The 16,693-nt window shown below is 41.1% G+C and carries 12 protein-coding genes; 11 read left to right on the top strand and 1 reads right to left on the bottom strand.

Features of this window, described 5'->3' with window-relative positions:
* Positions 1-74: 74 nt before the first annotated feature.
* The gene (locus DYH63_RS00450; protein ID WP_116786923.1) at positions 75-1,367 is read right to left on the bottom strand and encodes an O-acetylhomoserine aminocarboxypropyltransferase/cysteine synthase family protein; all 1,293 of its coding nucleotides are present in this window, start codon (positions 1,365-1,367) and stop codon (positions 75-77) included.
* 756 nt (positions 1,368-2,123) lie between these two features.
* Between DYH63_RS00450 and metK the strand changes: the two genes are divergently transcribed.
* The 11 genes from metK to DYH63_RS00505 all read left to right on the top strand — a co-directional run bounded on the left by metK (position 2,124) and on the right by DYH63_RS00505 (position 16,693).
* On the top strand, positions 2,124-3,374 hold the full coding sequence (metK, locus tag DYH63_RS00455; protein WP_116786924.1) for a methionine adenosyltransferase: 1,251 nt from the start codon (positions 2,124-2,126) through the stop codon (positions 3,372-3,374).
* A 368-nt stretch (positions 3,375-3,742) separates the two neighbouring features.
* Positions 3,743-4,603: a prephenate dehydratase gene (locus DYH63_RS00460; protein WP_116786925.1), complete on the top strand. Its 861-nt coding sequence runs from the start codon at positions 3,743-3,745 to the stop codon at positions 4,601-4,603.
* A complete protein-coding gene (locus DYH63_RS00465) occupies positions 4,600-5,745 on the top strand; it encodes a pyridoxal phosphate-dependent aminotransferase (RefSeq protein WP_116786926.1) in 1,146 nt (381 codons plus the stop codon). The genes DYH63_RS00460 and DYH63_RS00465 overlap by 4 nt, the downstream gene beginning before the upstream one ends.
* A gap of 78 nt (positions 5,746-5,823) precedes the next feature.
* Positions 5,824-6,672 (top strand): prephenate dehydrogenase, encoded by an 849-nt coding sequence (locus DYH63_RS00470; RefSeq protein WP_116786927.1) that lies wholly within the window; start codon positions 5,824-5,826, stop codon positions 6,670-6,672.
* A gap of 270 nt (positions 6,673-6,942) precedes the next feature.
* Positions 6,943-8,025, top strand: coding sequence for a bifunctional 3-deoxy-7-phosphoheptulonate synthase/chorismate mutase type II (locus tag DYH63_RS00475; protein ID WP_116786928.1), 1,083 nt, complete (start codon positions 6,943-6,945; stop codon positions 8,023-8,025).
* A gap of 77 nt (positions 8,026-8,102) precedes the next feature.
* Complete coding sequence (locus DYH63_RS00480; RefSeq protein ID WP_116786929.1) at positions 8,103-9,755, top strand: hypothetical protein; 1,653 nt, start codon at positions 8,103-8,105, stop codon at positions 9,753-9,755.
* Between the two features lie 166 nt (positions 9,756-9,921).
* Positions 9,922-11,298, top strand: coding sequence for a glycosyltransferase family 39 protein (locus DYH63_RS00485; RefSeq protein ID WP_116786930.1), 1,377 nt, complete (start codon positions 9,922-9,924; stop codon positions 11,296-11,298).
* Between the two features lie 27 nt (positions 11,299-11,325).
* Entirely contained in the window at positions 11,326-12,297 is a 972-nt protein-coding gene (rsgA, locus tag DYH63_RS00490) for a ribosome small subunit-dependent GTPase A (protein ID WP_116786931.1), read from the top strand.
* Complete coding sequence (gene dtd / locus DYH63_RS00495) at positions 12,297-12,749, top strand: D-aminoacyl-tRNA deacylase (RefSeq protein WP_116786932.1); 453 nt, start codon at positions 12,297-12,299, stop codon at positions 12,747-12,749. The genes rsgA and dtd overlap by 1 nt, the downstream gene beginning before the upstream one ends.
* A gap of 54 nt (positions 12,750-12,803) precedes the next feature.
* Positions 12,804-14,705 (top strand): DUF3858 domain-containing protein, encoded by a 1,902-nt coding sequence (locus DYH63_RS00500; RefSeq protein WP_116786933.1) that lies wholly within the window; start codon positions 12,804-12,806, stop codon positions 14,703-14,705.
* Between the two features lie 8 nt (positions 14,706-14,713).
* Positions 14,714-16,693 (top strand): DUF3858 domain-containing protein, encoded by a 1,980-nt coding sequence (locus DYH63_RS00505; protein ID WP_116786934.1) that lies wholly within the window; start codon positions 14,714-14,716, stop codon positions 16,691-16,693.

Consider the following 16,693-nt stretch of genomic DNA (forward strand, 5'->3'; position numbering starts at 1 on the left):
GATTTGGTGAGGGTAAGGATTTCTTCTAAAAATCTGCGGATATCCGCTAAATCCGTGTCATCCGCGTTCCATTTTTAAACCCCAACAGGTATACCAATCTTCTCAAACACCGCCTGCAAATCTGCTTTAAGGTCTTCGATATCTTCAATACCTACAGATAGCCGGATAAGGTCTTTTGTAACGCCCGTTGCTTCCTGTTGCTCATCATTAAGCTGTTGGTGCGTGGTGCTGGCCGGGTGAATTATGAGCGACTTGGTATCGCCTATGTTTGCCAGTAATGAGAACAGCCTAGTTTCGTCGGCTACTTTTTTAGCGGCTTCAAAGCCGGCTTTCAGGCCAAAGGTTACCAGTCCGCTTTTGCCGTTAGGCAAGTATTCGTTAGCCAGGTCATTATACTTGCTCGATTTTAGCCCTGGGTAATTTACCCATGCTACTTCGTCGCGGGTTTCGAGCCATTCGGCCAATGCCTGTGCATTTTTGCTGTGTTTTTCAATACGTACCTGTAGTGTTTCAAGTCCCTGTATGGTTTGGAATGCATTGAACGGACTCAATGCTGCGCCAAAATCGCGCAGGCCTTCTATGCGTACTTTTGCAATAAAGGCTGCAGGGCCTAAAGCTTCATGGTAAACAAGACCGTGGTATCCGGCAGAAGGCTCAGTAAATTCAGGAAACTTACCGCTGCTCCAGTCAAAGTTTCCGGCATCTACAATAGCACCACCCAGCGATGTGCCATTTCCGGTAATATATTTTGTAAGGGAGTGTATTACGATGTCTGCACCGTGGGCAATAGGGTTAAGCAGGTAGGGGGTAGGTACTGTATTGTCTACAATAAATGGTACTTTGAATGCTTTGGCTTCTGCCGAAATGGCTTTCAGGTCGAGTACATCGAGTTTAGGGTTGCCTAATGACTCTGCAAAGAACACGCGGGTGTTTTCCTGTGCGGCATTGGTAAAATTCTTGGCATCTGCCGGATCTACAAAAGTTGTGGTAATACCAAGGCGGGGCAGGGTTACATTAAACAGATTGTAAGTGCCGCCATACAGGCTGTTGCTGGCTACAATATGATCGCCTGCCTTAAGCAATACAAGCAGGGCTGTGGTAAGCGCGGCAGTGCCCGATGCTGTTACTACTGCGCCAATACCACCTTCAAGCGCTGCAAGGCGCTGCTCCAGTATATCGTTAGTAGGGTTATTAAGCCGGGTATAGATAAAGCCGGGTTCTGCAAGGCCAAAAAGGTTAGCTGCGTGCTCAGCATTATTAAAAACGTATGATGTGGTCTGGTAGATAGGCACAGCGCGGGTTCCGCCATTTTTAGTTACATCGTGACCTGCGTGTAGTGCTGCTGTAGAAAATTTTTGTGTGCTCATGACTTTGAATTTTTTAATGATTTTATTGAATTTGAACGGACTAAGATTCGGTGAAAATAAAAAAGCCCCTTTGGTGGGTTACCAAAGGGGCGGATAGTTTGAACGAACTATACTAAAGATTAACTCTTTCGCTTATGGCAACGGGGCTGCGGTGTGCACATGCACATCATACAACAACACATTACCATATTTTTAGCGAATTTTTTCATTTGTTCTTTTCTTAACCTCACCTCCATTCCCCTCCGGTTAAAGAGGGGGAGAAGCTCGGGAATTTGAGTTAGTTAAACGGTTATACCTTTTGGAGCCAATATTATAAAACAAAAAAGCCTCCCGGGGTGCGGAAGGCTTTGCGTATATTTTTAAGAAACTTAAAATTAGGCAATAGTGCGATCCGCGGAAGTCTTCCACATCATACAACACATTTGACAGCTAATAAATTTCATTTCTATTCGATTTTTGTTTAGCAAACTTCTAAACTATTTTTCAATCTGCCAAATAAAATTTAAAACTTTAACATTTAGATGTTTGTGCTGCTATATATTAAATACTTTGTATTTAAAGCAGTTTAAATTGACGTTAAAAATAAAATATCTTTTAGTGCTTTTTTTATTCCGTTTAGGTTTTATACCTTTGCCACCAAATTAATTAGAGGACAGATTTGAACTGATTGCAACCTCGTTTAAAAAATGCTAAAGCAGGAATCCTCCTCCTTTGGCACGTTGCACTTTCATTTCCCTACTAAAATTATAGACTAATATGGCATATTTATTTACGTCAGAGTCCGTGAGTGAAGGGCATCCTGACAAAGTTGCTGACCAGATCTCAGACGCACTTATTGATAACTTCTTAGCATTCGACCCCGAAAGTAAAGTAGCCTGCGAAACCCTTGTAACAACAGGACAGGTAATACTTGCCGGTGAGGTAAAGAGCAAAACATACCTTGATGTGCAAAGCATTGCACGTGAGGTAATACGCAAAATTGGCTACACAAAAAGCGAATATATGTTTGAGGCCAACTCATGTGGGGTGCTTAGCGCAATACATGAGCAAAGCCAGGATATTAACCAGGGTGTAGACCGCGCAAGCAAAGAAGAGCAGGGTGCGGGCGACCAGGGTATGATGTTTGGTTACGCAACAAACGAAACCGACGATTATATGCCGCTGGCACTAAACCTGAGCCATAAATTGCTACAGGAACTTGCTGTGCTTCGTCGTGAAAATAGCGAGATTACATACCTGCGTCCTGATGCTAAAAGCCAGGTAACGCTGGAGTATGATGATGATAACAAGCCGGTGCGCATTGATGCTATTGTAATATCTACACAGCACGATGATTTTGATGAAGAGCCTGCTATGCTTGCCAAGATCAAAAAAGACATCGTAGAAATTCTTATACCACGCATTATTAAAAACAATCCGCAGTATGCGCATTTATTTAATGATGCTATACAATACCACATTAACCCTACAGGTAAGTTTGTAATAGGCGGACCTCACGGCGATACAGGCCTTACGGGCCGTAAGATCATTGTAGATACTTATGGTGGTAAAGGTGCTCATGGTGGTGGCGCTTTCTCGGGTAAAGACCCAAGTAAGGTAGACCGTAGTGCGGCTTATGCTACACGCCATATTGCTAAAAACCTAGTAGCGGGGGGTGTTGCAGATGAGATACTTGTACAGGTGTCTTACGCTATTGGTGTGGCTAAGCCTATGGGTATTTACATCAATACTTACGGTACTGCAAAGGTAAATCTTACCGATGGTGAGATTGCCAAAAAAGTAGAGGCTATATTTGATATGCGCCCTTATTTTATAGAGCAACGCCTTAAATTACGTAACCCTATTTACAGCGAAACGGCTGCTTACGGGCACATGGGCCGCACGCCAGAGGTGGTTACTAAAACCTTTACATCGCCGGGTGGTGAAGTAAAAACGCTGGAAGTTGAGTTGTTTACATGGGAAAAGCTTGACTATGCTGATAAAGTAAAAGAAGCCTTTGCGCTTTAATATATTGCAAATTCTTAGTTTATATAAAACAGCTCCACGAAAGTGGGGCTGTTTTGGTTTTTGGCCATTCCGCAAAGTTGCGGAAAGAATGTGTAAAGTACTCAAAGTCGAAGACTGAGATCACTCGCGCTACTTTATATCTTCTTTCTGGTTTCTTCAAAAAATAAAAAAATTAGTTGCACATATTAAAATAATCCCTACTTTAGCAAAAACATAGAAACACAGAAATGTATACAACATCATTTTATAACACCTATTTTTATTTCTTCTGGAAAGAGGACGGGGGTTGTATGGCTGTGTAACAAATAAAGATTTAAACAAACACCAGATATAATCCCGATGCAAATCGGGATTTTTTTTTGCCCAAAATGAAAATAACAGCAACAGAAACCGCTACCACGGTAGCGACAAAAATAGCCATACAAGGCATAAAAGGGAGTTTTCACCACCAGGTGGCAGGCGCATGGTTTGGAGCCGATGCACCGCTGGATGAGTGCATGTCATTCCCTGCGCTGGTGCAGAGCCTGGTAACAAAAGCGTCTGGGTTGGGCATTATGGCGCTGGAAAATTCCATAGCCGGTAGTATCATCCCTAACTATGCGCTTATTGATAACAACAACCTGCACATTATTGGCGAACATTACCTCAATATCAGCATGAACCTTATGGCATTACCGGGGCAAACGCTGGCTGATATTACAGAGATACATTCGCACCCTATGGCGTTGTTGCAATGCACTAATTTCTTTGCGCAGCACCCACACATTAAGCTGGTAGAAAGTGCTGATACTGCCGAAAGTGCCCGCTACATCCGTGAGAATAATATAGGTGGTATAGCCGCGATAGGAAGTGCTATGGCAGCAGAAATGTTTGGTCTTGCGGTATTGGCAGAAGCCATACATAATATTAAAAATAACCAGACGCGCTTTGTTATTGTTAAGACGCAAAACAATGTATTGCCGATAGAAGAAATTGATAAGGCATCGGTAAAATTTGTGCTTGATGATACGCCCGGCAGCCTTGCTACGGTGCTTAATGTAATGAATAACTGCAAGCTGAACCTTACCAAGATACAAAGCATGCCCATAGCCGAAACACCTTTTAAATATTCATTTTTTGTAGATGTGGTTTTTGAAAAGTATAAACATTACCAAAAGGCAAAAGCGATTATAGAACTGATGACAACCGAGTTTAAAGTACTTGGCGAATATAAAAAAGGACAACAATGATAGTACCTGCAAAACGCCTTGATGAGGTAAAAGAATACTACTTCTCAGGCAAATTAAGGGAAGTGCGCCAAATGGTTGCCGAAGGTAAAAAGGTAATAAATATGGGGATAGGTAGTCCTGATTTACCGCCGTCGCAAACGGTACTTGATGCCATTTCAGGTTCATTTACTGATGCTAAAGCCCATGAATACCAAAGCTATCAGGGGCTGCCGGAGTTGCGGGAAGCCATTGCGGCGTTTTATCAAAACCATTTTAGTGTAAACCTAAATCCGGCGAATGAGATACTGCCGCTTATGGGCAGCAAAGAGGGAATTATGCACATTAGCATGGCTTTTTTAAACGAAGGTGATAAGGTGCTCATTCCTAATCCGGGCTATCCCACTTATACTTCAGCAACAAAGCTGGTAGGCGCAGTACCGGTATTTTATACTCTGAGCGAAGCCAATAATTGGGAGCCTGATTTTGAGGCGTTGGAACAGCAGGATTTAAGCGACGTAAAACTAATGTGGGTCAACTACCCACACATGCCCACAGGTGCTAAAGGCAGTAAGGCGATGTTTCAAAAGCTGGTTGATTTTGCTAAAAAGCACAACATACTTTTGATAAACGACAATCCGTACAGTTTTGTACTGAATACAGATCAGTTCTCGATTTTTCAGGCAAACGGTTCGAGGGATGTGGCTTTAGAACTTAATTCGCTAAGCAAAACCTTTAATATGGCCGGCTGGCGTGTGGGTATGGTACTTGGTAACCCCGAACTTATTGATGCTGTGCTTAAAGTAAAAAGCAATATGGATAGCGGTATGTTCTATGGCATACAAAAAGGAGCCATTGCTGCACTAAACAGTGGTGTAGCATGGTTTGAAAAACTGAATGAAACCTACAGTAAAAGGCGCGAGCTTATTTTTAAACTTGCCGATAACCTTGGCTGTACATATGATAAAAATACAGCCGGATTGTTTGTTTGGGCAAAACTACCCGCAGGCATAGCAAACGCCGAGGCTTATGTAGACAGCATACTGTATGATAAACACATCTTTCTTACGCCGGGCACGGTGTTTGGCAGCGCAGGAGAAGGCTATGTGCGTTTTTCGCTATGCGCGCCGGAGGAAACGATTAAGGAAGCAATTGATAGGTTTTAAACAAGTTGAAAGTTATAATGTTGAAAGTTGTAAAGTTGTGATTTAGCAACAAACAACGGACAGCCAACAACTAAAATAATGAACGTACTCATAATAGGACTAGGATTAATAGGCGGTTCACTGGCACTGGACATTAAAAAGGCATTTCCGGAGGCTAAGATTTCGGGTATTGATGCGAATGAAAAACATGTGGAGGAAGCGCTTTTGCTGGGCGTAATACAGCATGCCGCCACAATGGATGATGTGCCACAGGCTGACTGGGTTATTGTAGCCATTCCTGTAAACCATATTGTAACAGTACTGCCGCAGGTATTAGACAGGGTTAAAGAAGATGCCATTGTTTTTGATGCAGGTTCTACTAAGGCAGCTATTTGCAAGGCGGTAGAGAACCATCTGCGCAGGCGGAATTTTATTGCTACGCATCCCATTGCAGGAACAGAGTTTAGTGGTCCGTCGGCAGCAATACACGGTTTGTTTGACGGGAAAACGAACATCATTTGCGAGGTAGAACGCACAGCTTTTAAGCTTCAGGAAAAAGCTTTGGAGCTGTTTAAGGTTCTTGGTATGCGCATCCGTTATATGGATCCCGTTTCGCACGATACGCACATAGCTTATGTCTCACACCTTTCGCACATCAGTGCGTTTATGCTTGGCAAAACCGTAATTGAGAAAGAAAAAGACGAACGCGATATTTTTGATATGGCGGGCAGTGGTTTTGCCAGTACGGTAAGGCTTGCCAAGAGTTCGCCCACTACATGGGCCAGTATCTTTAGCGAGAATAAAGAGAATGTATCTGAAGCCTTGAGATTGTACATTGCCAACTTGCAAAATTTTCAGCAATTGCTGGAAAAAGAAGACTTTGAAGGGATATTTCTGGAGATGGAAAACACCAATAAAATAAAAGACATACTGAACGGCATTAAATAGTGTTCAGTTAGCAATTTTGATTTAACCACATTGGTACATAGTTTTTGGACCTCTAAAAAGAATAGATAGAAATAAATTTTACACATAGCTATGTAAAGCGTAGCTTTTACTATGTAAACTGAATAAGTTTCTAGGTTAATTAATAGCTATGAAATCTATGTGGTTAGAAAAATACGAAAAAGGTTTGTCCACAATAGACCCTGAAAAGGGTCACATATAATAACCCCGGGTGCCGCCCGGGACAATAAAAAAATATAAAATACACACATTATGGAAAATAGCACCGCGCTTCGCACCTGGTTAGACGATTTTAAATTAGACCACCCACTGGTAATAGCCGGCCCATGCAGCGCCGAGACTGAAGACCAGGTTTTAAAAATAGCCCATGAGCTTAAAGATAGCGATGTAAGCATTTACCGCGCCGGTATCTGGAAGCCCCGTACCCGTCCGGGTGGTTTTGAGGGCGTAGGTGCCATTGGGCTTAAGTGGCTGCAAAAAGCAAAAGCTGAAACCGGACTGCTTATGGCAACCGAAGTAGCTAATGCTACCCACGTAAAACTTGCTTTAGAACATGATATCGATGTGCTGTGGATAGGTGCGCGTACTACCGTAAACCCATTTGCGGTGCAGGAAATTGCCGATGCACTGGCAGGGACCGATAAAATAGTATTGGTTAAAAACCCGGTTAACCCAGACCTTGCCCTGTGGCTGGGTGGCGTAGAACGCCTTTATAACGCAGGCATCAAAAAGCTTGGGGTTATTCACCGTGGGTTTTCTACTTACGAAAAAACTAAATACAGGAATATACCGGAATGGCAACTGGCTATTGAACTTCAGAATAAGTTTCCGGACCTGCCGCTTATTTGCGACCCAAGCCATATTACCGGCCGTCGCGATATGATTCAGGAAGTGAGCCAGCAGGCGCTTGATCTTAACTACGATGGACTTATCATCGAAACCCATACCGATCCGGATAATGCATGGAGTGATGCGGCACAGCAGGTAACGCCTACAAAACTTAAACAAATTTTTGAAGATCTGCGCGTGCGTAAAGAAATAGGCACCGATGCCGATTATGATAAGCGCATGGCGGCACTACGTGTTAATATTGATGAGTATGATGCAAAGCTGCTGGAAATACTGGGTAAGAGGATGCAGGTTGCAGGCCAGATAGGAGCCCTTAAAAAAGAGTTTAACGTAGCTGTTTTACAAAACAAACGCTGGAATGAAATACTGGATAAGATGACGGCACAGGGTATAGATAAAGGCCTGGGCAAAGAATTTATTGTAGATATTTTTAAGGCAATACACCAGGAAAGTATAAGCCAGCAGGAGAAAGTGATTAATTGTTAAAATTTTCCTTAACGTTTCATTAAGAAACTACAGCTTTTTTTGTATTATCGCGGCTCAATAAGTAATAAAACCAATCAATGAAGAAATTTGTTACAGCAGCCGCGTTGCTGTTTATGGGCATTGCACCCCTAATGGCTCAAAACAAGATTGATAAGATCAATGTATCTTATGGACAGGAGCTTCCGGACGATAAGCAAAAACTGGTAGACATTACCGGCGAAGCGAACGGAAAAATTTATGGTCTTGCCATTAAAGGGAAAGACACTTATATGCTCAAAATTTTTGACAGTAGTACTATGGGGCAATTGTCTTCACATGAAATTCTTATTCCGGATCTTAACGATAGGGAAGTAGAGTTTGAAAACTTGTACCTGCTAAATGGTAAGCTGTATGTTGTAGGCAGTGTATATAATAAGAAAGACAAGATATTTAATCTTGTGGCTACACCTCTTTCTGAAGAAGGTAAGTTAAGCAAAGACGGCGTGGTGCTGTTTAAGTCTGAGGTAGAAAAGAAAAGTGAGCGTGGAGGTTTCTATTTCAGGAAAACTCAGGATGAAAACGGCCTTTTAGTAATGCACGCCTCGCGTTTTAAAAAAGAAGATGTTATAAAGTATGATATCAAGCTGTTTGATGATAATCTTCAGGCTATATTCAGTACTACCGAGAAAGTGAAGTTTGATGACAATCATAAAGATTATGAATTTTATATTCCTGATTTTCAGGCAGGCTTAAATGATGATGTTTATGTGGTTATTAATGAAGGTTATCGCGATAACAAGAAGAAAGAGCGCGTAGAGCGCTTTGAAATACATGCTTACAAAGGCAACAACAACTATGCAAAAGAGGTTATTAACATAGATGTGAAAGATCAGGCGCCTATAAACTGTAAAATTGTACCATCGGGAGATATATTACACCTTATGGGCTTTTACTCAAGCGTTCGCGAAAGTGGCAGGAGCAATAAAGAGCTTAAAGGGGTATATGCAGCCACGGTAAACATGAAGGATAATAAGGTTACAAGCACAAAATTTAACGACCTTGACCATCCTACCCGCGTAAAGCTTATAGGCGAGCGCAGGGCTAAAAAAGGTAAAGATGTTCCGCCGTTGTATAACATTATACATATTATAGGCCGGGAAGATGGCGGTATGATCATGGTGTCTGAATACCAGTTAGTGGTAATAGGGCAGTCTGCCGGTATAGGCCCTTTAGCCTTTACCCCGGTAACTTACGTTAAAAATGAAATTATAGTAACATCGCTGGCGCCAGACGGTAGCCACGAGTGGAGCAATGTATTGCCAAAAGCGCAGACGGCATCAATAACTACAATGTCGCTGGGGCTTAGTTTTAGCGGTACAGGCAATGGTTTTGCTGTAGGTGGTACTATAATGATCCCGTTATTGCAAATGGGTAAGGGGCCGGAATATCTTGGCGCATTGCCTATCTATAAAAATGGGCAGCTTAGCATACTTATTAATGATAATGTTAAAAATAAAGGCATTACCGATATTGAAGAAATAAAATCAATGGGTAACTACAACAATGCCGTTCCTTCGTTATTCATATTCAGTAAAGACGGAAAGATTGTTCGTAAAGATCCGGAGGAAGTAATCAAGAATGAGCTTGTTATTCGTCCCGGCGTTAACTATGCTAAAACAAACAATGAATATATTATTTATTCATCGAGGAAAAAAAGCGATAAACTGGGCAGGATGATCCTGGAAGATTAACGTTAATCATAACGGGTTAAAAAGGCTTTCTGATAGCGGAAAGCCTTTTTAGTTTTAAGCCCCAAAGCGTTATTTACGGTGAGATTACTATCTTTGCCCCATAACAAGACTTGTGTATAAATCTAAATCTACGGGCGGCTATTATTTGGTAAACCCAAAATAATGTATGATAAAATCCAATACTCAAAAAAATTACTTATTCTTGGCACTTGGTGCGCTTGCTGCCGGTCTGGTAATCCGACTGAGCCAGCTAAACCCAAGAGGTTTGTGGCTTGATGAGATATGGAGTATGATTCACTCAGCTCCCGGAATATCGCCGAGGGAAGTAATTTCAAATGCTGCTCATGACAGCCATCCGCCACTATTTGATTTGTTGCTGCACTACTGGCTCACAATATTCGGAACTTCTGAAGTAGTAGCTAAAATATTACCGTTCCTATTCGCATTGGTTTCTATATATGTAACATGGCTGGCAGCCTATAAAATAACAGGGAGTAAGGTTAAGGCATATTTTGCACTTGGGTTGGTGTCATTAAATTTTTTTCATCTGTATTATAGTACTGAGGTTAGGTTCTACAGTCTTATGTATTTGCTAAGTGCTCTAACTTTATTGCAGTTCTGGAACATCGTTAACCATAGTGCTCTTAAAAGCTATGTGTGGTTTGCACTATGGGGTGTATTGCTTTTGTATACCCATTATTATGGCGCAATACTGTTGTTTGTATACGGTATCATAGCACTGACATTGGCACTGATGAAGGAAATCTCCTGGCAAAACTTTGGTAGGTTTGTTATAGCCTGTATTGTAATGTTACTTTCCTTTTCGCCTTGGTTGCCGTATATGTTTGCCAAGAGCAATTCCGTTTCCTGGATAGAAATACCTACTGTAGCCTCCTTTTTTAAGTTTATGTATGACTATACGGGTAAAAACCCAGTGGAGTTGGCATTGTATTTCTTTGCGCTCTTTATCGGAATTCGTTGTTTTAAAACCGATAAAAAATTGGCGGTTATTGCATATGGAGTTGTGTTGTTAACGTTTATTGTTCCTTTAATAATATCCTTAACAGGTAAATCTATACTATACAATCGTTACCTTATTATAACACTGCCTGTGTTGTTTATATTTGCTTCGCACGTATTTACAGAGCGTACAGAGAAATTTCCGAAACTAAATTTATATCTGCCATTATTGCTATGGGTAACCATGGCTGGAAACATCTTATTCCTTAATAAAATATTTAAAGAAGGTAAAGAGCCATGGAAAGAAGTTGCTGTGTTTTATAAGCAGCAGGTTTCTCAGAAACAATTGCCTTTGGTTTCTGAACAAAATGAATACATAGATTATTACCTTGTGAAATCCGGTGCAGAAAAGAGCGTGCCCTATACTGTAATGAGCGGTCTAAGCGAATTTTGGTACCTCAAACATAAGCGTTATACTTCTCAAAACAGTCCTGATATTATGGGGAATATTTATGTTATAGAGCAAACTCAGCAGTTTTCGCACGATTTTGAGTTGCTTAAAGTGAAGAGGATTGTAAAATGATTGTTTTAAACTGTCTATCTTTGCCCCATGACAGGACTTGTGTATAAATCTACGGGCAGCTGGTATTCGGTAAAAACCGAAGAAGGCACTGCGTATGAATGCCGTATTAAAGGCAAATTCCGGATGAAGGGTATTAAAAGTACCAACCCCGTTGCAGTGGGCGATGTAGTAGATTTTGACCTTGATGAAGCTTCGGATGCTGTAACAGGTGTGATTACAAAGATACACGAACGTAAAAATTACATTATCCGTAAGTCGGTTAACCTTAGCCACCAGGTACACATCATTGCCTCAAACATTGATAAGCTGTTTTTGCTGGTTACCATAAACAACCCTCCTACCACTACAAGCTTTATAGACCGTTTCCTGGTTACTGCCGAAGCGTATGACATTGAGGCAATACTTGTTTTTAATAAAGTTGATACTTTTGATGAAGCCACACTTGATGAACAGCTATACCTTCAGTTTATTTATAGCCGCATTGGTTATAAATGCTTGAGAGTATCATCAGTAAATGAAAAGGGTATAGATGAGCTTCGTGCAGAAATGACGGGTAACGTGAGCATGTTTTCGGGTCATTCGGGTGTAGGCAAAAGTACTTTGGTAAACACTTTACAGCCTGGTATGGACTTAAAGACCAAAGCTATTAGCGAGCAACACAGCCAGGGGCAGCACACCACTACTTTTGCAGAGATGTTTGATCTTGACTTTGGCGCTAAAATTATAGATACCCCCGGTATTCGTGGTTTTGGAGTAGTAGATATGGAGAAGGATGAGTTGGGCGATTATTTCCCGGAATTTTTTGCTCTTAAAGACCAATGCAAGTTTAATAACTGCCTGCATAAAGATGAACCACATTGTGCTGTAAAAGAAGCATTAGATAATGATGAAATAGCCTGGAGCCGCTACCGCAGTTACCTGCAACTGTTGGAAGGTGAAGACGAACATTACCGTACCGATATTTATGGCGATGGTAAAAATAACGATGCCAAAGAATAATGAAAGCCGTACTACAACGCGTAACCGAAGCATCTGTAACGATAGAAGGAGAAAGAGTTGCCGATATAAAAACCGGTCTTCTAATACTTGTGGGTATTGAAGATGCCGATACTGCCGAAGATATCAATTGGTTGACAGGCAAAATTGTTAAGCTCCGCATTTTTGCCGATGATGCCGGTGTTATGAACTGTTCTGTACAGGATATTGCCGGCGATATCATAGTTGTAAGCCAGTTTACATTGCATGCCAATACTAAAAAAGGTAACCGCCCCAGTTATATAAAGGCGGCCCGGCCAGAAGTTGCCATACCTCTTTATGAAGCTTTTGTAATGCAGCTCGAATCAGATTTAGGAAAACCCGTACAAACCGGAAAATTTGGTGCAGACATGAAAGTTTCATTATTAAATGATGGTCCTGTAACCATATTAATTGATACAAAAAACAAAGAATAAATCTTTACAAATCAGTTGAAATAAATTACTTTTGGCGCACCAACTGATTTTAACATGATTTTAAGAATTGCTTTGTTTTTACTGGCTCTTATAGGGTTACAGTCTCACGCGCAACAAAATTACAACTACGCCTTAATTCCCGAAAGCCTTACCGAAAATGCCAATGCTGTAGTAAGGCAGGAGCGTTATGATATTGTAATTGCATCGAGACGCAGCATGAAAACTACTTTTTTAAGAGCCGTAACCATACTTAATGAGCATGGCCAGCGCTATATGGGCACCGGTGTTTATTATGACAAATCGACTGCTATAAAATCTGTTGAGGCCATTATTTATGATAAAAATGGTACACAGATAAAAAAGATAAAGCGCAAAGAATTTCTGGATCACTCGGTTTCATCGGGTACAGAAATTACAGATGGACGTACGCTTAGCCTAGATTATACCCCGGTAGCATATCCGTTTACGGTAGTGTTTTCTTATGAAACAGAAACAAGCAATACCGCTTTTATTCCGCAATGGTCGCCGGTAGAGGGAGCGTTTTGCAGCACAGAAAAAGAAGAAATTAATATTACTTCAGATCCGTCATTAGGGCTTAAATATAAAGAATACAACTTTGGCGAAGTTATACTTAATAAACAGCAGCAGGCTACTACCTCAAGCTTTAGTGCGGCTAACATTCCGGCATATCGTTCAGAAGACTATGCGCCGTCTTTAGACAGGACAAAACCAAAAATTCTTTTTGCGCTTGAGAAGTTCCACCTGGAAGGTGTAGATGGCGAAGCGGCTTCATGGGAAGCCTTTGGTTCGTGGATGTACAATAGTCTTCTACAGGGAACAGATGAGCTTCCGGAAGCAACAGTAGCTAAAATACGGAGCCTTGTAGGCGCTGAGACAGATGCTCTTAAAAAAGCTAAGATAGTGTATAAGTATATGCAGGGTAAAACCCGTTATGTAAGTATTCAGCTTGGTATAGGCGGCTGGAAGCCCATGCCTGCAAAAGATGTGGATCGGCTGGGGTATGGCGATTGTAAAGCGCTGAGCAATTACACCCGTGCCTTGCTAAAGGCTGTAGATGTACCCGCTTATTATACCATAATTTATGCCGGTAACGGGCACAGGAGCCTTACATCCGATTTTGTGAGCATGCAGGGTAACCATGCCATACTTGCTATACCATATAATAATCAGCTTGTTTGGCTGGAGTGTACCAGCCAGAGTATGCCATTTGGGTTTCAGGGCGATTTTACTGATAACCGTATGGCACTGCTTGTAAAACCGGACAAAGGCGAACTGGTGCGTACCCATGTTTATGATACTAAGGGTAATACACAGCTAACTACAGCCAGTTATAATGTTTTACCAGATGGTGCCTTAAATGGTAGCCTTAAGCGTGTAAGCAACGGTTTACAGTATGATGATAAATTTAGTTGGGCAGCACTTGCTCCAGATGAGCTTTCTAAAATGTATAAAGAGAATACGTTTGCTAACATCAATAATCTTAAGCTAAAGAAAACTACACTTACTAATGACGATGATGTACAGCAGTTTACAGAAGATATTGCTCTAGAAGCCGCCGGATATTGTAACAGCAGCGGTGGCCGTATGATTTTTGCAGTGAATGCCTTTAATCAAAATACTGCTATACCGCAGCGTTACCGCACACGACGGTTGCCACTTAATATTAACACCGGTTTTTATGACCACGATGAGGTAACCATAAACCTGCCTGATGGTTACACTATGGAGGCCATGCCACAAAATGTTACCCTTACAGATAAGTTTGGTGAATACAAGGCAGAATTTTCTCTGCTTAATCCTACACAATTGCTTTACAAGCGTTCGCTTACCATAAATAATGGCGAATATGCAAAAGAAGACTACGATAAGTATCGTGAATTTCGTGAAAAAATAGCGCGCAATGATAATGCTAAGGTAGTACTCGTTAAAAAATAAGACCAACAATGCCTAAAAATTTCTTTTTAATATGCCTGTTTTTTACAGGCTCTCTGTCCTTTGCCCAGCTTACCGCTATAGCAAAAGCTCCTGCCGTAACTGTGGCAGACCTTAAAGAAGCGGCACATCCTGCAGATACCAGCGCGGTTGCAGCTGTGCAGCATCAGTACGGCAATATCTGGTTTGACATTATTGATAATAAATGGGTAATGAACACCGAAGTTTTTACACGTATTAAGATCTATAAAAAAGAAGGCTACAATTGGGCTAACTGGAAAAAGGAGTATTATGCTAAAGATAATCTGGTTAAGCTAACAATAACCGATGGAGCAACCTATAATCTTGTGGGTACAAATATTGAGAAGACTTTTTTAAAGACAGACGGTATATTTGAAGATGCACCCGCAGAGAACTGGAAACGTACCAGTGTTAAGATGCCTAATGTAAAAGAGGGCAGTATTATAGAATTTAAATATACGCTGCGCAGCAGGAGGCTTACCCCTGATGATTTTTATTTTCAACATGCCATACCCGTTAACCATGTGCGGCTTGATGTAGCAGCGCCTACTTATTTCTACTTTAATGTTTTTACGTTAGGATATGTTGATGTTAAGCATAACGAACCTTTTTCGCGTCTAAATACAGAAATTGTAAATAAAATAGAGCGTGTAAATGAAGTTCGTGAAAATATATCTACTTATTATGCTGATAATTTAAAGGCTATAAGTGGTGATGAGCCCTATGTAAATAATATAGAAAATTATACCGGCCTTATACGCCATGAGTTAGCGGCATTTGCACAGCCCTTTAGTCCGGCAGAAAATTATGCGGTAAACTGGGAAACGGTAGCCAAAACGGTTTATGACAACGATAATTTTGGACGAGAGCTAAGATATGACTCCTATTTTAAAGCAGACCTTGCTGTAGTTTTAGCGGGTGCCAAGACAAATGGCGAAAAAATGAACAGCATTTTTAGTTATGTAAAATCCAGGATGAACTGGAACGGGTACAACAGGCTGCTTTGTAAAGATGGTGTAAAAAAGGCCTATGAAAATAAAGCAGGCAATGCTGCCGAAATAAACCTCATGCTAACTGCTATGCTTCGGGAAGCCGGCCTGGAAGCTAACCCGGTATTAGTAAGCACAAGAGATAATGGTGTGGCAGTTTACCCTAGCGTAGATGCTTATAATTATGTTATCTGTGCCGTAAAAGAAGGTGACAAAAATATATTGCTGGATGCCACAAGTAAATTTTCTGTACCAAACCTGCTTCCTGTAAGGGCAATTAATTGGGATGGCCGCATGATAAAAAAGAATGGTAACAACGAAGAGATAAACCTAATGCCGGATTTGTATAGCAAAGAAGTTATAAATGTAATGGCAGATGTTTCTAAAGAAGGTAAAGTTACAGGTAAACTGCGCCACCAGCATATAGATTATAATGCTTATACATTTAGGGAGCGCTATGTGGACCTTACGCCAGAAAGCTATCTGGATAAACTGGAAGAAAAGTACAAGGGGCTTGAGGTAACTGACTATAAAGTAACCAATGAAAAAGACCTGACAAAGCCGGTAAGCGAGGATTATTCATTTACCCACAATGGCCTTGTTGATGTAATAGGAGACATGATCTATATCAACCCGATGTTGTTTTTTGCACAGCATACTAATCCCTTTAAACAGGATAAGCGTGCCTTTCCTATAGATTTTGTATTTGCACAGCAGGAAAAATATCTCATGAACATTAAAGTGCCCGATGGCTATAGTATAGCATCGTTACCTGTACAGTTAAAGCTTGCGATGGAAGATGGCCTGGGGAGTTTTCAATATACAGTACAGCCATCGCCTGCCGGTAATGTAGTACAGCTGTCTGCAACATTCCAGCTAAATTCTCCGGTTATATCAGCCAGTTATTATACTACCCTTAAAGACTTTTTTCAGAAAATGATTGAAAAGCAAAACGAAAAAATAGTACTGAAAAAATCATAA

The organism is Flavobacterium psychrotrophum (assembly GCF_003403075.1).
GTDB lineage: Bacteria > Bacteroidota > Bacteroidia > Flavobacteriales > Flavobacteriaceae > Flavobacterium > Flavobacterium psychrotrophum.